This window comes from Pseudoalteromonas sp. GABNS16E (assembly GCF_028598715.1).
In the GTDB taxonomy this organism is placed as follows: domain Bacteria; phylum Pseudomonadota; class Gammaproteobacteria; order Enterobacterales; family Alteromonadaceae; genus Pseudoalteromonas; species Pseudoalteromonas atlantica.
The window spans coordinates 1-21,241 of sequence record NZ_JAQREZ010000008.1 but is presented as its reverse complement, the minus strand read 5'-3'; the positions used below and the strand labels follow the sequence as shown (position 1 = coordinate 21,241).

18 protein-coding genes and 1 riboswitch are annotated in these 21,241 nt (G+C 39.6%); of the genes, 8 read left to right on the top strand and 10 right to left on the bottom strand.

Features of this window, described 5'->3' with window-relative positions; translation table 11 throughout:
- Nucleotides 1-62: 62 nt before the first annotated feature.
- Nucleotides 63-2,642 carry a TonB-dependent receptor plug domain-containing protein gene (locus PSI06_RS05165; protein ID WP_004588780.1) on the top strand — a complete coding sequence of 860 codons (2,580 nt, stop codon included), beginning with the start codon at nt 63-65 and terminating at the stop codon, nt 2,640-2,642.
- An 86-nt stretch (nt 2,643-2,728) separates the two neighbouring features.
- Nucleotides 2,729-4,156 carry a tetratricopeptide repeat-containing sulfotransferase family protein gene (locus PSI06_RS05160; RefSeq protein WP_273603110.1) on the top strand — a complete coding sequence of 476 codons (1,428 nt, stop codon included), beginning with the start codon at nt 2,729-2,731 and terminating at the stop codon, nt 4,154-4,156.
- Nucleotides 4,157-4,166: 10 nt separating this feature from the next.
- On the opposite strand, the gene PSI06_RS05155 is transcribed toward PSI06_RS05160, so the two are convergent.
- Nucleotides 4,167-5,069, bottom strand: coding sequence for an alpha/beta hydrolase (locus PSI06_RS05155; RefSeq protein WP_264389800.1), 903 nt, complete (start codon nt 5,067-5,069; stop codon nt 4,167-4,169).
- A gap of 128 nt (nt 5,070-5,197) precedes the next feature.
- Here PSI06_RS05155 and rlmF point away from each other — a divergent pair, with 128 nt between their 5' ends.
- Both rlmF and ltaE read left to right on the top strand, forming a co-directional pair.
- Complete coding sequence (rlmF, locus tag PSI06_RS05150) at nt 5,198-6,130, top strand: 23S rRNA (adenine(1618)-N(6))-methyltransferase RlmF (RefSeq protein WP_273603111.1); 933 nt, start codon at nt 5,198-5,200, stop codon at nt 6,128-6,130.
- Nucleotides 6,131-6,179: 49 nt separating this feature from the next.
- Complete coding sequence (ltaE, locus tag PSI06_RS05145) at nt 6,180-7,220, top strand: low-specificity L-threonine aldolase (protein ID WP_273603112.1); 1,041 nt, start codon at nt 6,180-6,182, stop codon at nt 7,218-7,220.
- On the opposite strand, the gene PSI06_RS05140 is transcribed toward ltaE, so the two are convergent.
- The 7 genes from PSI06_RS05140 to PSI06_RS05110 form a co-directional block, all read right to left on the bottom strand.
- Entirely contained in the window at nt 7,203-7,787 is a 585-nt protein-coding gene (locus PSI06_RS05140; protein WP_004588785.1) for a thymidine kinase, read from the bottom strand. The two genes, ltaE and PSI06_RS05140, sit on opposite strands and share 18 nt — an antisense overlap.
- A gap of 164 nt (nt 7,788-7,951) precedes the next feature.
- Nucleotides 7,952-8,479 carry a hypothetical protein gene (locus tag PSI06_RS05135; RefSeq protein WP_273603113.1) on the bottom strand — a complete coding sequence of 176 codons (528 nt, stop codon included), beginning with the start codon at nt 8,477-8,479 and terminating at the stop codon, nt 7,952-7,954.
- A 27-nt stretch (nt 8,480-8,506) separates the two neighbouring features.
- Nucleotides 8,507-8,683: a hypothetical protein gene (locus tag PSI06_RS05130; RefSeq protein ID WP_273603114.1), complete on the bottom strand. Its 177-nt coding sequence runs from the start codon at nt 8,681-8,683 to the stop codon at nt 8,507-8,509.
- Between the two features lie 67 nt (nt 8,684-8,750).
- Nucleotides 8,751-9,221 (bottom strand): methylated-DNA--[protein]-cysteine S-methyltransferase, encoded by a 471-nt coding sequence (locus PSI06_RS05125; protein ID WP_273603115.1) that lies wholly within the window; start codon nt 9,219-9,221, stop codon nt 8,751-8,753.
- Nucleotides 9,218-10,573, bottom strand: coding sequence for a DNA-3-methyladenine glycosylase 2 family protein (locus PSI06_RS05120; RefSeq protein ID WP_273603116.1), 1,356 nt, complete (start codon nt 10,571-10,573; stop codon nt 9,218-9,220). Before PSI06_RS05120 ends, PSI06_RS05125 begins: the two co-directional genes overlap by 4 nt.
- Before the next feature lie 128 nt (nt 10,574-10,701).
- Nucleotides 10,702-11,187 (bottom strand): GNAT family N-acetyltransferase, encoded by a 486-nt coding sequence (locus PSI06_RS05115; RefSeq protein ID WP_273603117.1) that lies wholly within the window; start codon nt 11,185-11,187, stop codon nt 10,702-10,704.
- Between the two features lie 10 nt (nt 11,188-11,197).
- Nucleotides 11,198-15,955 (bottom strand): PAS domain-containing protein, encoded by a 4,758-nt coding sequence (locus PSI06_RS05110; RefSeq protein ID WP_273604990.1) that lies wholly within the window; start codon nt 15,953-15,955, stop codon nt 11,198-11,200.
- Between the two features lie 422 nt (nt 15,956-16,377).
- Here PSI06_RS05110 and PSI06_RS05105 point away from each other — a divergent pair, with 422 nt between their 5' ends.
- The 3 genes from PSI06_RS05105 to bfr (PSI06_RS05095) all read left to right on the top strand — a co-directional run bounded on the left by PSI06_RS05105 (nt 16,378) and on the right by bfr (PSI06_RS05095) (nt 18,565).
- Nucleotides 16,378-17,448 (top strand): PepSY-associated TM helix domain-containing protein, encoded by a 1,071-nt coding sequence (locus PSI06_RS05105; protein ID WP_273603119.1) that lies wholly within the window; start codon nt 16,378-16,380, stop codon nt 17,446-17,448.
- Between the two features lie 166 nt (nt 17,449-17,614).
- Complete coding sequence (gene bfr, locus PSI06_RS05100; protein ID WP_024031963.1) at nt 17,615-18,088, top strand: bacterioferritin; 474 nt, start codon at nt 17,615-17,617, stop codon at nt 18,086-18,088.
- 12 nt (nt 18,089-18,100) lie between these two features.
- Entirely contained in the window at nt 18,101-18,565 is a 465-nt protein-coding gene (gene bfr / locus PSI06_RS05095; RefSeq protein ID WP_273603120.1) for a bacterioferritin, read from the top strand.
- A gap of 71 nt (nt 18,566-18,636) precedes the next feature.
- On the opposite strand, the gene PSI06_RS05090 is transcribed toward bfr (PSI06_RS05095), so the two are convergent.
- Complete coding sequence (locus PSI06_RS05090) at nt 18,637-18,831, bottom strand: (2Fe-2S)-binding protein (RefSeq protein ID WP_004588794.1); 195 nt, start codon at nt 18,829-18,831, stop codon at nt 18,637-18,639.
- Nucleotides 18,832-19,319: 488 nt separating this feature from the next.
- A riboswitch (yybP-ykoY riboswitch) is annotated at nt 19,320-19,422 on the top strand.
- An 85-nt stretch (nt 19,423-19,507) separates the two neighbouring features.
- On the opposite strand from PSI06_RS05090, the gene PSI06_RS05085 reads away from it, so the two are divergent.
- A complete protein-coding gene (locus PSI06_RS05085) occupies nt 19,508-20,068 on the top strand; it encodes a TMEM165/GDT1 family protein (protein WP_055016676.1) in 561 nt (186 codons plus the stop codon).
- Between the two features lie 910 nt (nt 20,069-20,978).
- Here the strand turns inward: PSI06_RS05085 and PSI06_RS05080 are convergent.
- A partial coding sequence (locus tag PSI06_RS05080) for a transposase (protein WP_273603121.1) occupies nt 20,979-21,241 on the bottom strand: 263 nt, incomplete at its 5' end.

Below are 21,241 nucleotides of genomic sequence, written 5' to 3'. Positions count from 1 at the left end.
TAAATAAGTAATGTTAATTACTGCATTACGTACAAAATATATTCTAACTGGGGAAAATTAGAATGAAACTTAAAAGCAATGCGCTAAATCAAGCAATTAAATTTGCATTAGCAACAACAACCACCGCAGGTTTGTTTATTTCAGGTTCTGCTGTTGCAGCAGAAGAAAGTGAAACTAAAGTTAATAAAAACGTTGAAAAAATTGCCGTAGTGGGTACTCGCTCAGCGCCGCGCTCTATTGGTGATTCACCGGTTCCTATTGATATTATTGGCGGTGAAGAGCTAGAAAAGTCTGGTAACACAGACATGCTAGAGCTACTTAAAGGCTCTGTTCCTTCTTTTAATGTTCACCAAAACCCAATCAGTGATGCCGCATCACTAGTACGCCCAGCTAACTTACGTGGCTTACCTTCAGACAGCACATTAATCCTTTTAAACGGTAAACGCCGTCACCGTGCTTCTGTTATTGCATTTTTAGGTGGTGGTATTAACGATGGTGCACAAGGCGCTGATATTTCAGTTATTCCTAGCATTGCACTTAAGCAAGTAGAAGTACTACGTGATGGCGCAGCAGCACAATATGGTTCTGATGCAATCGCAGGTGTAATGAACTTCCAACTTAAAGATGCCTCTGAAGGCGGTAAATTTGAAGTACGCCATGGTCAATACTACGAAGGCGACGGTGATACAACACAGATATCGGGTAACGTAGGCTTACCATTTACAGACAACGGTTTTGCTAACTTAAGTTTTCAATATAAAACAGCAGATGCAACAAGTCGCTCAGAGCAACGCCCTGATGCAGCCGCACTTTCTGCTGCAGGTGTACCAGAAGTGTCTTCGCTTGCGCAAGTTTGGGGTGCCCCAGAGGTTGATGACGACATTTCAATTTTTGGTAACTTTGGTTTAGAACTAACAAACGACTCAGAATTTTATATGTTTGGTAACTACTCTGAGCGTGATGTACGTGGTGGTTTTTACTACCGTAACCCGCACACTCGCCCAGGTGTATACTCAAACGATGGCGGTGAAACACTGCTTGTTGCCGATTTAACAGAAGACATGAGCGGTAACTGTCCAACTATCGCAATTGATGACAACGTACTAGATAACCCAGACTACATTAGCGGTGTTGCTAATAATCCTGATTGTTTTGCATTTAACGAAACCATTCCTGGCGGTTTTACACCTAACTTTGGTGGCAACATTACCGATACCTCTTTAACTATTGGTACAAAGGGTATGTTTACGGGTGGTTTCCTTAAAGATGCATTTTACGATTTAAGTGGTACGGTGGGTTTAAACGAATCTCGCTACTTTATTTACGACACGGTTAATGCGTCATTAGGTGCAGACAGCCCACGTGATTTTAGCCCAGGTAAATATGAGCAACTAGAGAAAAACTTTAACTTTGACCTTTCTAAAGGCTTTGATTTTGACCTAGCGTACGATGTAAATATTGCCGGTGGTTTAGAATGGCACGAAGAAACATTTACTGTAATTTCAGGTGATGAAGCATCATTCACTGCAGGTCCTTTAACTGAGCAAGGTTTTGGTATTGGCTCTAATGGTTTCCCTGGTTTCAAACCTTCTGATGCAGGCGAATATACACGCCGTAACTACGCAGCTTATGTAGATATTGAAGCACCATTTACAGAAGAATTCTTAATGGGCCTTGCGGTACGTTTTGAAGATTACGACAGCTTTGGTACAACAACAAACTACAAAGTAATGGCGCAGTACCACGTAACTGAAGATCTAAATATTCGTGGCTCAGTAAGCACAGGTTTCCGTGCTCCAACAGTTGGCCAAGCGAACGTAAGTAACGTACAAACAAACTTAAGTGACGGTGTATTACAAGATTCAGCACTTTTACCACCAACAAACCCAATTGCAGTGCAATTAGGTGGTACAGAGCTTGAGCCAGAAGAATCGCAAAGCTACACACTAGGTGCGGTTTACACTATTGGCGATTTATTTGTAACACTTGATTACTACAACATTGAAGTTGATGACCGTATCAGCCAATCTGAAAAAATTGTACTTAGCCAAGATGATAAAGACACGTTAGAAGCAGCAGGCGTACCAAATGCGCAAAGCTATGCACAAGTAAGCTTTTTCACAAATGACTTTGATACAACAACGCAAGGTATTGACTTAGTAGCAAACTACACAGCTGACATGCTAGGCGGAAGCTCTACATTTAGCCTTGCTTACAACTGGAATGAAACTGAGGTAACTAAGTTCAGCGACATTACCGGTGAATTTAAAGTTAAGCGTTTAGAAGAAGATTTACCTAACCACCGTGCAACGCTTACTTGGGCACAGCAGTGGGAATCTTTTTCAATGTTTACCCGTGCTAATTACTACGGCGAATACCAAGGTGTTCACGTAGATTACGATGCAACAGCAAAAACAGCTGATGCAGCCGTGACCATTGACGCTGAAATAACGTACTTCTTAAATGAGTCTATTAGCTTCTCGGTAGGTGCACAAAACATCTTTGACCAAGACGCTGAAAAACTTGATTTTGAAGACCGTACGGGTATCCCTAACAATAACTGGGGCGGCCAATACTACGAAACGTCTCCATACGGTATTAACGGTGGCTTCTACTACGCGAAAGCAACCTATACTTTCTAATATTTTTTCATGATAAACCAAGGCGAAATGTTAAGACATTTCGCCTTTTTTATTTTATATTAATTAAAAAACAATAATGCCTCATCATGCTAATTAAAAAAGCCAATCAATTACTACAAGAAAATAAACTCAAAGAAGCCGAGTTTCATTTTAAAGCAATTTTAAATAGTAACCCGCAAAGCGGCGAAGCATTATTTGGTTTAGGCAGGATAGCACTTAGGTTAGAGCGCTTTGATGCGGCGGTATACTTATTACAAAAAGCATGCGAACGTTTACCCCATATGCTTGAGCCACTGCACGCCCTTGCCGATGCATTTAACGGTGTTAATTCCCCTAATGATGCGCTTAAAGTACTCGAATATGCTAAAAGCCTCGCAAGCCATAACCCAGAGCCTCATTATTATTTAGCTCAGCATTATTTAAGCTACGGCGAATTAGACAAAGCACACACCACATTTTCGCATGCACTAAGCATGGGGCTATACCCCGTAACTGCCTATATTTTATTTGAACTAGTACAATTAGGCCGTTTCAATAAAGAACATAATTATGTGAGCAACCTGCACCACTTTTTAACGCAAACGAATAACGTGCGTTTAAAAATGGTGTGTTACTACGCGTTGGGTAAAAGCTACGACAAACTAGAAGATACAGAGCAAGCATTTAACTACTATGTGCTTGCCAACAAACTTCAAAAAAAGCTTACTCACTTTAAAACCAGTGACTTAGTGCCTTTTTATGAAACAATCATAACGCATAATACACAACAGCTAATTGCATCTGCCGATCAGACTTTTACCGGCACTATTACGCCCGTGTTTATTATTGGTATGCCCCGCAGCGGCTCAACCTTACTTGAGCAAATGATGGCCAGCCACTCACAGTTTGCCACATTAGGTGAAAACACCAGTATTGCTAACCAAGTGGTGGCATTTATAGAGCAGCAAACGCAAACCCCTTACCCGCAATGCTTAAGCGCACTTAGTAACGATTTAATCGCAAAAGCTCGCAATATTTATATTGAAGAGTTAAAAAAAGCACAGCCTATACGCCCTTTCATTATTAATAAGCTACCGAGTAACTATCAGTCTATTGGCTTAATTTACTTGCTGTTCCCTAATGCTAAATTTATTAATTTAAGTAGGGATTTTAACGCCACTGCTTTTTCGGTGTTCAGTAACTATTTTGCCGAAAATGAGCCGTACTTTTGTGATTTAAAAGAATTTAAACTTTACCATGCGTTGTATGCAAAATTAATGGATCATTGGCGCAGCCTGCCCTCATTACCGCTATACGATATTCATTATGAGCAAATAGTTGCCGAGCCTGAGTCGCAGCTAAGTGCTTTATTTTCGTTTTTAGGGTGTGAGTATGAACCGCAATGCTTAGCATTTTATAAGCGTAAGGCTGCTGTTAGCACATTAAGCAAACAAGCCATTAGGCAGCCAATTAATGCACAGGCACTTGCGCATTGGGAGCGCTATAAAACACCGCTTTTAAAACAATTTGAATGAGCCTAATTGCCTAACTGTACTCGTTAAACCAGCTTACAACATCTTTAAATTGCTCATCCCGTGCCTGCGGGTGAGTAAGCATATTAATATGATCGTAATCCACACTATGACCATGGCGCTTGCCATAAATTTTAAGGGTTTGTTTTCCAGGTCCGGACTCTTCCATAAACTTTTTAATATCAATAGGCTGCGCAAGAGCCTTATCGTTTACAGCGCCAATATGTAGTGTAGGAGGCACCTGCACTTTAGCTAAGGCTTTTGCATAGTCAAAACCATCATCGCTATCTATCCATGGCCTTTTTTTAGCCCACTGCATGCTTTGATAATGCGACTTTTGCGATTCGTTATCGCTGCCCCACTTATAGCCTTTAGCGTTTAAGTACCCCTGTTTTTTAGCCAATATGGGCGCCATAAAGTACCAAATTATATTTGCTTGTAGTAACTTTTTAGGGTGATTGTTAAACAAAGAGCGTTTAGAGCCAAAATAAGCACACGCTTTAACCTCTTTTAAATACTCAGGAAAACGTGCAAAAACGCTATTCATTAAAACGCCTCCCCAAGAGTGAGCAACCCAATAGTCTGGCTTTTTACCCTCAAATTGTTCAATGTAATTAATAAAGGCGGGGATATCTTCTACTATTGCCTCTGTTTGACCATATTTAGCCTGTGGCGAAATAAGCGGCTTGCTCTCTCCACGCCCGCGCAGGTCTGCTACATAACAGCAGTAGCCTTGCTCAGCTAAATAAGGGGCTAACCCTTTATTGCTATGAGTATAAAAAATTTTGCCATTTTCTACTGCGCCGTGCATAAAAAAAACCACGGGGCCCGCTTGCTTGTCGTTTGCTATACGGCGTAAATGTAGCGTTTGCTGATTGCCTAGTTGAACAAAATGTGAGTGCTGTGTAATTGCCACAAATTTTCCTTTATTATTTTTAGCCACTCATCCTACCAGTACCACTGTTAATTCTAAAGTAAATGGTTGCACTTTTTAGTGGGGCATTTGATACAATTGCGCCATTATTTAATTGCTAAATTAATGCTATGAAATCAAAACAAGTCACTAACAAACTCCACCCACGCAACCAACATTTACATGGCTACGATTTAGACATGCTATGCGATAAGCATGATGCGTTAACCCCTTTCATCATCGTCACCCCTGCGGGGAGTAAAAGCATTGATTTTACCAATAACACAGCAGTAAAAACGCTTAATCAAGCGCTTTTAAAAGCGTATTATAAAATAGATTTTTGGGATATTCCTGAGCATAACCTATGCCCTCCTATTCCTGGTCGCGTTGATTACATTCATTACTTGGCAGACTTATTAAGCGACGACAACCAACAAAATATTCCAACTGGCAGGCAAATTAAGGTGCTCGATATTGGCACAGGGGCCAATTTGGTCTACCCGTTAACGGGTAATCATGAATACAACTGGCACTTTACTGGTAGCGACATCGATGCAAATTCTATAAAAATAGCGAAGCAAATCGCCCAATTTAATGGTTTAAAAATAACCCTTAAACACCAAAAAAACGCATCATCTATTTTTGAAAACATTATAAATCAAAAAGATTTATTTCATTTAACCCTGTGTAACCCCCCGTTTCACGCAAGCGCAGAAGAGGCCAATAAAGGGTCGCAGCGCAAATGGAAAAACTTAGGGAAATCACCTAAAAATCCCCTTAATTTTGGCGGGCAAAATAATGAGTTATGGTGCGAGGGCGGCGAAGCACAGTTTATTAGCAATATGATTGCTCAAAGTGAGCAATTTGCAGAGCAAGTAATATGGTTTACCTCCTTGGTTTCAAAAAAAGAAACGCTTAAAGTGTTAGAAAATAAATTAAGCACCCTCCCTATTGCCGAATATAAAATTATAGACATGGCACAAGGGCAAAAAGTAAGTCGCTTTATTGCCTGGAGTTATTTTGATAAAGCCACCCGTGAACAAATTTTTGAAGAGCTTGTTTAAACCCATAAAAACAATAAAGCCTGTAGTACTTAATAAAGGAATAAAAACCATGATAGATTTTCGCTCAGACACGGTTACTAAACCTTCAAAAGCCATGCGCGATGTAATTTATAGCGCGCCAGTAGGCGATGATGTGTACGGGGATGATCCTAGCGTAAACCAGCTAGAAGCCTATGCAAGTGAGCGTTTTAGCTTTGAAGCCGCACTTTATTGTAGCTCTGGCACGCAAGCTAATTTACTTGCGCTTATGGCTCATTGCGAACGCGGAGATGAATATATTTGCGGGCAAAATGCCCATAACTATAAATTTGAAGGCGGTGGCGCTGCAGTATTAGGCTCTATTCAACCACAACCGATTGAGAATGAACCCGATGGCAGCCTCTGCTTTGATAAAATTGCCGCAGCAATAAAACCAAACGATAGCCATTTTGCCAACACCCGCTTACTTAGCCTTGAAAACACCATAGGCGGAAAAGTGCTCCCCCTTAGCTACTTAGCCAAAGCACGTCATTTTGTAAATGAGCACTCGTTAGCTCTGCACTTAGATGGCGCACGTGCGTTTAATGCGGCGGTTGAATTAAACGTTGATATTACAGATATAACCCAGCACTTTGACTCTGTTTCAATTTGCTTATCAAAAGGGCTAGGTGCTCCCGTTGGCTCGCTATTACTGGGCACAAAGGCGCTTATCACAAAAGCACGGCGCTGGAGAAAAGTACTCGGTGGTGGCATGCGCCAAGCCGGAATGCTGGCAGCCGCGGGGCAATACGCACTTGAAAATAACGTCTCTCGCTTAAAAGACGATCACGCTAATGCGCGTTATTTAGCAAGTAAGCTTAACGAACTCAATGGGTTTAGCGTTGATATGAGTAACACCACTAACATCACTAACATCACTAACATCACTAACATCACTAACATGGTGTATGCGCGCTATTCAAGTGAGTTAAATATAGCGCATATTAGCGAGCAATTAGCACAACAAGGCATATTAATTAGCCCAAGCAAACAGCTTAGGCTAGTCACTCATCTTGATATAAACAAAGATGATATAGATACTTTTATACGAGCCTTAGCGGCCCATATTTAACTCAGCCTTATAGTGCTTGCGGCACACCGACACATAACGGTCGTTGCCGCCAATTTCTACTTGGTTACCATCGGCAATAGCATTGCCGTTTTCATCTGTACGCAATACATGATTGGCTTTACGGCCACAATGGCACACTGTTTTAAGCTCAACCAGTTTATCGGCCCATGCTAGCAAGTACTGAGAGCCAATAAATAACTCACCTCTAAAGTCGCTTCGCAGGCCATAACACAATACCGGAATACCAAGTTCATCAACCACATCGGTCAGCTGCATAACTTGCTCTTTAGATAAAAACTGGCATTCGTCAACCAATACACAGTGGCGCTTTTTTTCGTTTTGCAGATTTTGGATCAGCTCAAAAACATTTTTTGACGCATCAAATATATGCGCATCAGCTTGCAGCCCGATACGAGACGATACTTTTCCTACACCAGAGCGGTTATCAATTGCAGCCGTTAAAATAACTGGCTCCATACCGCGTTCACGATAGTTAAACGCAGATTGTAATAAGGTGGTTGATTTACCCGCATTCATCGCAGAGTAGTAAAAGTATAATTGAGCCATTGCCGTGCCTTAAGATAAAAAGTGCGCTTATGCTACCTTAATATGCGATTAATACCAATTTCATATCGCTATTTTAGTTAATAAGCGCTTTGATTTTCTTACTACTCAACAGCTTGCAAGTATTTTATATAAATTTGTGCACTGTCAAAGCGCGCTAACCATTGTCATATCTCTTTACTAAACTGGCTATTTTGCTGGTAAAACTGCTTTGAAAAAATTAAATAACCGTCGGTTGTTTCATAAGGTGGGTAAAGGGGTTTTACATCGCTCCCTTTATGTTGATAGCTCGACACTTTTAAGTCATCTACTTGGCATAAATCAACACTTGCCTGTACCACTCCTTTATCAAGTAATTCAAAAGCTTTGTCTTTTGAAAAAATATTATGAATATAAAAAGGCTCTTCTTTTAGCGCGCTGTTTAAGCCATAGCCATTAGGAATGGCGATAGTGAACGCTTTATTTTGAAATACTTCACGTGTTTGCCATTGTTTATGAAAACGAGCCCGCCCTATTAAGCAGCTACTAAAACGACTCACTGCAAATTTTTCTAGCAACACCCCTTTTTCGTTTGTAGGGTACACAGCAAAACGTTCACGCCCATCACGATAGCTGGCAATAACGGCATTAACACGGTTGAGTTCTAAATCGTTTAGGCATCTGCGCCATGGTTTTCTAACAAATGAAATAGCCACATTGGGTATGTCGGCATCCAGTTGCTTTTAAATTTCAATTGAGGCGCCAGGGTTATCTATAGGTACCTCTTGCCCAATGCCCAAAAACATAGGTGCAACGTCTTTATCTTCGTAGCAAAATATAAGTGTTTGAGGGTTAGCAAACACTGCTGAAGAAAACATCAAACCAAATATAAATAAATAATTTAAGCTGCTGATACTCATAATAATTTTTATTAGTAAATAATGTAAATTGTAGCTTGTGATAACAAAGCTGCCAGTGCTGTAACAGTTAAATTATCCCTTCATGCTTTAGTAACCAACTTTTTCTCTCAAGGCCACCAGCGTACCCAGTAAGCTTTGAGTTTGCACCAATAATTCGATGGCATGGCACAATAATACTAATGGGGTTTTTGCTATTTGCAGCCCCGACTGCTCTTACCGCCTTAGGGTTATTTAATTGTTTAGCTATATCGCCGTAGGTCATGGTTTTGCCAAAAGGGACGCTGAGCAACGCTTGCCACACACCATTTTGAAAAGGCGTACCTTGCGTATCTAATGGCACATTAAAGGTTTTGCGCTGACCATTAAAGTATTCGTTTAATTGCTTTACGCAGATTAAAACCGCTTCATTTGTTACTTGCTCAACGGGTGTATGGGTGTAGTGTGTTTTTGGGTAAAAACCAACATAGCTCACCCCGTTTTCAGTCGCTTGAATAATAACATCGTCAATTGGGCTCGAAGTTGCGGTCTGTATAATCATGAAAGTTGCTGCCATAGTTGAAACGTTAAGTACGAGCGAAATGGAGCGCTCAGCTCTGGGTTAAATTGCTTAGTATTGATCAGCGCTTTTTTAACCCCGAGATCGCCGGCTAATAGTATATCTGGGTTACTTTGCCCGCGCAGTTTAGCGTAGTTAACAGTCCATGGGCCTATGCCTTTTATATCGAGCCAATTATCCAAAACCCTGTTATCGGGGTTATCAGCGCAGTACTTAGATAAATTTTTTAATGCATTTTTGCGCGATTGCGGCATTTTAAAAAATTCAAAGTGGCATGTCGCTAAATCCTCAGGCTGTGGAAAATACACTTTATCTGCGTGTTTATCGCCTCGCTCTGCGACCAGCTTTGTTACTAAAGTGTGCGCTGCCCCCACGCTAACTTGTTGACCCAATACAGCGCGGATCCCCGCTTCAAAGCTTGACCATATCCCAGGTAAGCGTAGCCCTTCACTTAATGTAAATGCCCCATTAATACTGTTTTTTAAGTGACTTTCAATAGGGTTTATATCGGCATCTACATCAAGTACACGACGTATATTGTTAATGACTTTTTGTAAGTGCTCGGTATTATTTATTACTATTTCAACTTTAAAATGGTTATGTTGCGCCTTAAAGTGCGCATTAAAATAACCTACCGCCCCTTTTAGCTTAAATGTTCGCCCGTAACTGGTTGGGGTTATCCACTCCATAGGCTCTATTAACCGCTTTGACAAAAAGCTGTGCAAAGCCTGCCAATTGTAAGGAGGTCTAAAAGGGAGAGTTAATACAATCACAGGGGTTGCCTCTTTTTTTGATTTTCTGAGCTTTGATGGCGCTATATTTAACTGTTGTAAAAAAGCATCGTTAAAACGTCGCACACTTTTAAACCCAGCGGCAAATGCAATATCGGTTATGGGTAATGTGGTTTCTTGAATGAGCTTTTTAGCAAACTGACATTGGTTAAATAACCGATACTGAGTAACAGATACACCAAAGTGCTGATTAAATATGCGTCGCAAGTATCGACTGGTAATACCCAAACAAGTAGCTAGTATTTCGCAATTACAGCTATCACCTAAATCAATTAACTGCTTAGCTCTAAGCGCGGTCGTTTTTACCCCCTGCCAAGCAGCGCTGCCCGGAGCGCTATCGGGCCTGCAGCGTATGCACGGTCTAAAGCCTGCTTGCGCTGCGTTGTGCGCATATTGATAATACACCACATTTTTTTCTTGAGCGGTGGGTGCGGGGCAAATTGGCCGGCAATAAATGCCGGTGCTTTTTACCGCAACGTAAAATAAGCCATCAAATCGAGCATCGCGGCTTTGCCGTGCTTTTTGCCAATACTGATTATTCATGTAGGGTCTTAATCAATAAAACGTACCTTAGCATAACAATTTTTAAAACAGATACTGGCCGTTTTCGGCACTCATCTGCTTTTAAAAAAGTATTATACCAACCCACTTAATTAAGCGTTTTAGTATCACTATTGCTCAGCAAAATCGAGCAAGTCTTGGCCTGCTAGGCGGTAGATTATCCATTCGTTTTGAGCTTTTGCCCCAATGCTATTATAAAAATCTATAGCGGGTTTATTCCAATCCAGTACTACCCACTCAAAACGTCCACAGTCGTTTTTTATGGCTTTATTAGCAAGGTGTTTCATTATTAGTTTGCCCGCACCATTGCCACGGCTATCGGGGCTTACGTATAAATCTTCCAGATATAAGCCATTTTTACCCAGCCAGGTAGAGTAATTATAAAAATACACAGCAAAACCAATAGGCTCATCATCTTCAAGGCAAATAACACTGTGTGCTGTTGCCCCTTCACAAAACAGCGTTTTTATAATTGCTTGCTCATCTGTTTTTACTGCATCGGGTTCTTTTTCGTAAATGGCCAGTTCGGTAATAAACTGTAAAATGGTTGGCGCATCGCTTTTTTTAGCGTCGCGTATTTGTATTTGCTTACTCATGTTATTAATCCTAAAAGTACTGCTCTATTTTTTCTTTTAAAATATCAAGCTGAATGGGTTTAGTTAAGTAGTCGTCCATACCGGCATTAATACAACGTTCTTTATCTGAGTCCATTGCATTGGCGGTTAGGGCAATTATTTTTATTGCTTTGTGCTCATCCCCTGCCATACCGTCTCGTATATTAGCCGTGGCGTCAAAGCCATCCATGACCGGCATTTGGCAATCCATTAACACTAAATCAAAATACCCTCCGTTATGCTCGCTTAAGGTATTTATGGCTTCTTGACCATTTTGCGCCAGTATCACTTCGCAATTTAGCTTTTTAAGCATCAGTGTAGAAACATGCTGATTAACGGGGTTATCCTCAACTAATAAAATTTTTGCAGGTGTGTCTGATTTTTCTTTTCTTAGTGACGAAATATACCCTGGGGTCACCAAAGGAAGGGGCTCGGTGCTGTCTGAACTTGTAATAACCGATAACGCAGAAATTAAATCGGCGGTTGTAACCGGCTTAGGAAAATAAGCCTGAAAACCAATTTTTGAGTAGCGCTGAGCGCCTTCCATACCTGCAATACTGGTCATCATTACTAATGGCATGGCTTTATAGTCATCATGTGCTTTAAGCACTTTACACAGCTCCATTCCATCCATTTCTGGCATTTGCATGTCTAGCACGGCAATATCAAACATAGGCTGATCATTTTCTATGCGCTGTGCACATAGTTCAAGCGCCTGTTTTGCACTACTAGCAAGCGTAACATTAGCCCCCCAATGCCCTAATTGCTGAGAGATAACTAAGCGGTTTGTCTCGTTATCATCAACCACTAATACATTTAACGAACTCATATTTATATTAGGGATGGTACGTTCTTTTTCGATGCCTTCAGCCACTTTCATGGTTGCAGTAAATTCGCTGCCTTTGCCAGGTTCGCTCGCCAGTGAAATTTTACCATTCATTAGCTCACATAACTGTTTACATATTGCAAGCCCCAGCCCCGTGCCTCCGTATTCTCGCGTGGTTGATGCATCCACTTGCGAAAAAGGGGTAAATAATTGCTGTTGTTTTGCTTCGGTTATGCCTATTCCTGAGTCTTTTACTTTTATATTTAGCAGTAGGTCTTGGTCGGTTTTTTCTATAGATGCGCTCACCACCACTTCACCCTGACTGGTAAATTTAACCGCATTACTAATTAAGTTGGTTACCACTTGGCGTATGCGCCCGGGGTCGCCCATTAAATGTGAAGGCTCTAAGGAGACTAAATCTAAAATAATCTCAATGCCTTTTTCTTGTGCGGTAAAGGCCTGTGCCTCGGCTATTTCGCCAATTAAGTCGCGAGCATTAAAATGTATATGCTCAAGCTCAACTTTGCCTGCTTCCGCCTTAGAAAAATCTAAAATATCGTTAATAACGCCAAGTAAAGAATGAGCACTGCTTTTAGCAATAGCGACCTTTTTTTCTATTGGTTTACTTAATGGCTCTAATTCTACCAGCTCTAACATGCCTAATACGCCATTCATCGGTGTACGAATTTCGTGGCTCATGGTTGCTAAAAACTGGCTTTTTGCTATAGCAGCATCTTGTGCTTGCACTAAAGCAACCTTTAGCTTTTCAGCGGTTTCTTTACGCTTTTGCGAGGCAAAGGTACTACCGACTAACGTAGCCAAAGAGCGCAAGTAGGTTTCTTCGCTTTGCGTCCAAATGTGCTTAGCCCCTACAGTTTCTGCGCATAAAATACCTAAATTTCCATCGCCAGATGAAATAACCGCATCCAGCATTGACTGAATATTTAATGGTTGAGTATAACTTTGCGTAAATTCAATGGTTGCTTTATGGGTATATACATCTTCAATTGCCACTAGGTTTTGCTCAAAAGTAGCCTCATAGTAACTTGGAAAATCAGCCTTTTTAAGAACGCCGTCAAAATCCACAAATCCATCTTTTCGAGTATATAAACCATGGCACGCCATTTCGTCGCACTGTTTGTTAAATATCCAAATAGAGGCACGCTCAACATTTAATACCTCTACCATCGACTTTATCGCCAGCTTTTTAACTTGCGCAACGTCGCTATTTTGTACCTCAGGCGAAACCGTTAATGACGCTAAATTTTTGTTATAGGCGTTTGCTTTTTCGCTTTCTAACTCTAGGCGTTTATGTGCATCAATACTTTGGAACGAGCCAAAGACACGCACACATTTGCCGTCTTTAAACTCCGCCTGCCCCATCGACTTAACCCAGCGCTCTTTACCGGTATAAGTTAAAATTATCAGCTCAACACTCCAGCTTTCGCCTAAAGTCACCGCACATTCAAACAACGTGCTAATTTTATCGCGGTGCTCTCCTGGCTTATAAAAGTTAATGGCAGTATCAATGCTAGGCTCAAACCCGTCGGGAACTTCGTGTATTACTTTTACTTCGTCTGACCAATACATGGTTTGGTTTTCAAGGTTTATTTCCCATGCGCCAATTTGGCCTTGTTTACTCATTGCTTCAAGCAGGTTTTGTTGGCGGGTAATTTCTACTTGAGTATTATGGCGCTCAGTAATGTCTAAAATAAAGCCATCTAAATAAAGAACTTCGTTGTCATCGCCATAAATTGCTTGGCCTTTTTCGTGTACCCAACGAATACTGCCATCATTTCTTTTTACTCTGTATTCAATAGACCAAGGCAGCTTTTGTGCAATACAGGTACTTACCTGCAGCTCAACATCTTGATCGCCATCGTGGATAATAGCGGCAAAGCTTAGTGTTTTATTATTAATAAAGTCATCAGGCGTATAACCTGTTATGTCTTTTACTTGGTCACTCATGTACAACATGGTCCAGGCTTTATCGAACTTACATCGATAAATAACCCCTGGAATATTTTCCACCAAAGAAGCAAAGCGATCGCGGCTATACTGTAGCTCAGACTCTATTTGCTTGCGCTCGGTAATATCTAAATGTGTTCCAATCATACGACGAGGCGACCCATCTAGGCTCCAGTCGACTACTTTTGCAGTATCGAGTACCCAAACCCAGTGGCCATCTTTGTGTTTCATTCGCGCTTCGCTGACATAGTAATCAGTGTCACCATTAAAGTGCGCTTTTAACTTTTGCTCTGAAATAACCAAATCATCGGGGTGTGCAAACTTATACCAAGTATTAATAGTGGTAGGTTCTAACTCGCTGAGTTTATAGCCTATTATTTCTGCCCAGCGATTATTAAAAGTCACTTTGCTGGTATCTATAAACCAATCCCATATTCCTACGGCGGTGGTATCTATGACTAACTGAAGCTGGGTTTTGTGCTGCTCAAGTTCAAGCTCTTGTAATTTTAATGGCGTGACATCAGTACGAATGGCTATATAGCTTTGCGGTTTTCCGTGCTCATCAAAAAATGGCGCTATGGTGGTGTCTACCCAATAAAAGCCGCCATGTTTTGCTTTATTACAAATTTGGCCGTTCCATACTTCACCCCGTTTAAGGGTTTTATACATACTTTTAAAAAAGCCTTTGTCGTGCCTTCCTGAGTTAAGTAAGCGGTGATTTTGGCCTATAAGCTCATGTTCTTCATAGCCGCTAATTTCACAAAACTTCTTATTTACAAAGGTGATGGTGCCCGCTAAATCTGTTACCGCAACAATGGCATGCTCATCGAGGGCACTTTTTTGCTCATCCAATTGTTTAAACGCAGTTTGCAAAGCAGGGCGCTGCTTTTGCAATATGCTCTGCTGCTCTTCTTTAAATGCCACCATTTTTTGAAGATCTACTGATAACCTATTTAACTCGTGGCTATCAGTTAAAGTAGGCACCTTTACTTTCTCGCCATCGGTAATTCGGGCCATTACGGAGGTAAGCTGAATTAAAGGCTTAGCTAAGCGCCGACTAAACCACCACGCTGCGCATAAAATGAGAAGTAAAGAAACTGCATTTGTAAAAATAGCCAACTGCTTATAATAAGTAGAGTCTCTGAGCATAATGTGCAAAGGTTTTGCTGCTAAAAGTTGCCACCCTTGCACACCTAAAAAATTTAAATCACTAATATATGCATGGTATGTCGTGCCGTTGGCACTGGCGTAATCAAACACTTGCTTACTGGTGAGTGCCGTTTGCGAAAAAACAGGCGCCTCATCTGCATTTGTTACTGAAGAGCGCTCTATTTTATTATTATGTAGTACAAAAAAACTCACTTCGTTGTGCATGTTGTGAATGGTGTTTAAGCTTTTTAAAAGGCCATTAATATTTACTTCTGTGAGAATTACACCCTCTAGTTGTTGCGCCGAATTAAGCAAAGGCATAGCCACAATATTAAACTGTTTGCCATTTAACATAACAGAGCTAAAAGCGGCTGGCGTTGAGCTATTAACCGAATTTATAAGCGTACTAAGCTCACCTTTGTTTATCTGCCCGTAAGGCGAGATAATGGGCTGCTTAAGTGCCGATGCAGCTATAATTTCTATACTGTTTACAAAGTCATATTGATTAACAAAATGATTTATTAATTTGCTTTGTTCAAGCGGGAAGTTAGAAAGCTGATTTTTAAAGGTATATAAATCAGTAAGGTGATCATCAAACCATAAATTAGCAAACTCTGAGGCGATAGAGCTTAATTCATGAAGCTCTGCATTTGCATTTTTTTGCAAGGTATTATTAACGTGCTGTAAGCTAAACCAGGTCAGCAAGCAAAGTGGAACAATAGCAATAACTAAAAAAGTAATGATCAGCTTACTACGCACAGACTGAGCTGTGCCATTTAGCAGCCCATACTTTTTTCCTTCAACCATGCTATATATCCAATAACTGTAATTGTATTATTTATTACCTATATTAATGCACTAAAACCTAAAAGACGCAAGTTTTAGCCCGCAAAGCGTTTAAAATACATCACATAATTACAGTTTAAACATCAATAAGTTGCAATTAAAATTTACACGTAAAAATAAGCAAGAACGCAAACCGTGCATATTTTAATTTTTAGCTGGTATTTATTTCATTATTATAAAAATTAAAGCGCATTACTCATACGAACTTTTACTGACTTAAAGCCACTAAATTTTTAAACTTTATTTAAGGGTTTAAAGCTTAGCGTGTTGTTCGCGGTTTTATATACAGTAGTTTGCTTACACAAAGGGTCACATTTTATAAATTGATAAACACCTATTCTATCACTTACAATCGCTGTAACTGCTTATTATAGAGATTACTTTTGAAAATCTGGTTACGTCGAATTCACTTATACCTTGCCTTACTAAGTGGCCTTTTTTTGTTAATACTCAGTATTAGCGGCGCCATTTTACTTTATGCAAATGACATACAATATTATATTCAGCCCGATAAATGGCAGGTAGTACCACAAACCAAAACGCTTAGCCACGCAGAGTTAATCCGCGCAGTACAGCAGCAAACAGATAAAAAAATCACCCGCTTTATGCCCCTTAGTAATCCTAATGCCAGCTGGCAATTTAGATTAGGTGATGGCAGTAACGCCAGTGTGAACCCGTATACAGGCAAGGTAATTTTTCAATACCAAACAAATGACACGCTGTATGGTTTTACCCTTGCTTTGCATCGCTGGCTATTATTTGAAACAGCCTCTGGTGAAAAACCACTAAAAAACGTGGTCTCTGTATGCGCCCTATTATTAATAATAAATGTGTTAGTGGGTTTTTATTTATGGGTAAAGCCTAAAAACCGCCTAAAACGACTGGCGATTAAACCTAAAGCCAAATTTAAAGTACTTATGTATCAGCTACACACCGTGCTTGGTGTTTATGTTTTATTACCGCTATTGCTTATAGCCTTTACAGGTATCACCTTTAATTGGAAAAGCGCGACCAAAACATTAGTAGAAACCGTGGCATTTTCTCAAGTACGAAATAGGCCTAAAGCGCCCACAGTGATAGCAAACTCAACAGCAAGTACTAACTATGACCAAGCAATAAATAAAGCCCTTGATGTATTTCCTGAGGGGATTTTGTATCGTATTTACTTACCTAAAAAACACAATGACCCAATCGCTTTACGCATACAAAACCCAGGAGAAAGCCATGCTTATAGCTGGGTGTGGGTAAATCCATACAGCGCTAAAGTGCTTAGCGCGTATGATGCCAGTAAAGCAAATGCAGTCACCCATGTATGGAACTTTAAATATGTGTTTCATACTGGCGCATTTGCAGGGCCGATTGTAAAATTTGTATGGCTTTTAGTATCACTGTCGTTAGCATTTTTTATACTCAGTGGTGTTTATTTATGGTGTAAACGGCACAAGTGGGTATAGCATTACCCGTTAAATGAAAATGCAAAACTGTACATAAACCAAGCAATAACGCAAACTTAAATAAGAATCAAAACCAATTGTAAATTAATGATTTTTATAGAAAAACTTGCAAAATACGCAAATTTAACTACACTGTGCACAATTAAAATAGTTAAGGTGATTTATCATGAAAGGTAATCAAAAAGTAATCGATGCATTTAATACTTTGCTAGCCAATGAGTTAGCCGCAATTGACCAGTATTTTATTCATTCACGCATGTATGATGACTGGGGTTTAGATAAATTATATGTACGCCTTAACCATGAAATGGAAGAAGAAAAAGATCATGCTGATTGGCTAATCAAACGCATCTTGTTTTTAGAAGGCGTGCCTAACATGACTAAACGCCGTGACCTTTTAATTGGTAACGATGTAAAAAGCATGATGCAAAACGACTTAACACTAGAGCTTGAAGTAGTTGCATGTGTTAAAGAGGTAATTGCTATTTGTGAAGAGCAGCAAGATTATCAGTCTCGCGAAGTGTTAGAAAAGCTATTATTTGATACCGAAGAAGATCACGTTTATTGGTTAGAGCAACAACTTGGTCTAATTGATAAAATTGGTACGCAAAACTACCACCAAGCACAAATGGGCGAGTAAGGAGCATAAAGTATGAAAGGCGATAAAGACGTTATAGCAGCTTTAAATAAAGTACTCGCTAATGAGCTTGTGGGTATTAACCAATACTTTTTGCATGCCCGTATGTTTAAAGATTTTGGTTTTAGCCAGCTTGATAAAGCAGACTACAAAGTTTCAATTCAAAAAATGAAAAACGCCGATCGTTTAATCGAACGTATTTTATTTTTAGAAGGCTTACCTAACTTACAAGACCTAGGCCGTTTACGCATTGGCGAAAACAGCGAAGAAATGATTGCCGCAAATATGAGCTTTGAGCTTGATACAATTGATGATTTGCTCAGTGCAATTAAATTAGCTGAAAACAAAAAAGATTATATTAGTCGTGAAGCACTCGACAATATTTTGAACGAGCAGGAAGAACAAATTGACTGGCTAGAAACCCAGCAATTACTTATTCAAAATACAGGACTTGAAAATTACTTACAGTCTCAACTGTAAGGTAAATTTAGGTCATAAAAAAAGCAGCTTTATAAGCTGCTTTTTTTGTATTTGAATTTTGTAATAACGAATTAAGCGACTTGATCGGTAATATCTGCAATCTCAATAAGTTTGCGATTTAGGATCTTTTTAGTACAACAACAACACTTACCGCATTGGCTGCCTACTTTAAGCTCTTTAGTTAATTCACGCATGGTAGTTGCACCATCGTCAATTGTTTGCTCAATTTTTTTATCAGTCACCCCGTGACAAAGACAAATATACATGAATACAAACTACTCTCAATTTCATTTAGTAGGTGCATATTAATCTAAACAATAATAGTTATCAATTGTTTGTGAAATAAAAATTAGTTATTTTTCAAAAAATGATCAGTGCCACTTAAATCGAGAATTCACGGCGCGTTGAGAACTTGTTGATTTATAATGAAATATGGCACTTAAATTGAGATTTATTAACTAAATTACACTCTAAAAATAATTATGTTTTTTATTAGGTAAATTTCTTAAACAACGAGAAATCGCTTGAAAACATCTATTACAGTAAGTGATTTGAAGCGGTAATTTGCCTAGTTATTAAAACGTATACTTTTTGCTTTAAACATATGGTCGAAAATGAGATACCCTGATGAAGATTAACGGCTTTGACTTAATATGCTTGTGTAGTGGCAGCGTTAACTTGTCCAACTTTATAGATGCTCATCGGTAAAACTTATAATTAAATATTTACTGGTATTTTACTTTGTGGGAAAATAGCCACCCTCTTAGGGGAGTAGCCTGCTCATTAGTGAGTAAACTTATCAACATAATTGCACCTCATGTGCATGGTAAGTTTGTAATGTTGTAGCAAGCATTATCGGCAAGACCTAGGTAGACACTATCCTCATGGCGGGAGATAGTTGTTTGCCTCGGTTTAATATTTCCCGCCAAAAGACTAAAATTTATGGATATTTTCTTAACCTCTACCGTTACTGTCGCTCTTGCTGAAATAGGCGATAAAACCCAACTTTTATCTTTACTCTTAGCAGCCCGCTTTCATAATAAAATAGCGCTTATTTTAGGTATTCTCGCTGCAACAATTATTAATCATGGTTTATCTGCTTGGTTTGGTGATTGGCTAAGTGGGAACTTTGTCGTGGAATACTTACCTTGGATAGTGAATTCAAGCTTTATTGTAGTGGGTCTTTGGCTACTTATTCCAGATAAGGATGAAGAAGTCAGCCACAAATATGACTGCTATGGCGCGTTTGTAGTAGCTTTAATCTTATTTTTTATTGCTGAAATTGGTGACAAAACACAAATCGCAACCGTATTGCTTGGTGCGCAATATCAATCAGTACTATGGGTTACCATAGGGACAACGGTAGGAATGTTAATTGCTAATGTCCCTATTATATACGTTGGTAAAGCTTTGTTACAAAGAATTCCACTAAAAACAGTAAGAGCTATTGCGGCCAGTGTTTTTGTGATATTGGGTATTCATGGCTTAATGACGATATATTGATAAAGTAACGTTGAAATCAAGCGCAAACGCTTACATAACACTATAAAAGTGACTGTAAGCGTTTTAATAGTGTCAATTGTAAACAACTTTAATACTATATTAGTCCTTAAATTTACTATTAAATTTTCGTAATTTCAGATCATAGTGGCGTTTAATAAAATAGCCAATGTTCAAAACTTGTTATTTAGAGCCTAAGCAACAGCTAAAATCGCCACCTGGTAACATGGAATCCAACACATTAAAAACCCGATTGTAGTGTTTGCGCTGATTTATTTAAGCTGTACCTCTTTAATGTGTTATTTACAGACTACTATCTTAGGTTTATCTTGAATTAAATGAAGCTATCATAGGTGAAAAATTATATCTCCATTTTTTATTGACCTTCACTGCAACCGTTTATAGCGATACCATTCATTACATCGACGCATCCTCACTCAGGCACACCCCAATAATAAGTACTTTATTGAGGTTCTGACAAAAGCCTTAAAAACATCAGAACCCGAGTTTGGAAAATTTAATCTAAGCCCAATAGACACCCTAATTAGCCAAGTGGACTTCCCAGCTTTGACTTGACACCTGCTTAGATCCTTAAAGTGCAAAACGGAAGCAAACTTCCGTTTCTAGGGCTTCGTAGCTAGTTCTCAGAAATATACTTCTGTTTTTTGAAAGCGTTAACTTAGATAGCTTTATGAGCCACTATAGGGGTCTTATTTGAGCGAGAAGCAGACGACCACTCTAGCGCGTTTTTGGACAAAAATGAGTTAGAGCCGAAGGACGGCTCTGTGCCCAGACTGTGTAAAAACTAATTTTTAATAAATTGTCTTGGGTATGTTCTTAGTTTAAAACCATCTAGGATGGTTGCGATCGATTTTTTCTCAGTATCGCAATTTTCTCCGCGCGAGCGAAACTGCTATAGTAACGCTACTCTAATCGCTTTACTTAGACCATTAACTCCCATAATTGTGAGCATTCTTCTGAAGTTGTAAGCCAGAACATGAAGACTTATTTCTGTACTCACGCTTTTTAAACCTCGTGTTAGTAAGTGGGTAGCTCCCATCCAGAGTTTAATTGTGCCAAAGGGGTGCTCAACAGTTTGCTTGCGATGAAGCATCAATTCAGGTTCATTCTTTAGCTTTTGAAGCATTTCTTCTGTCAGAATCTCATGCACCCACC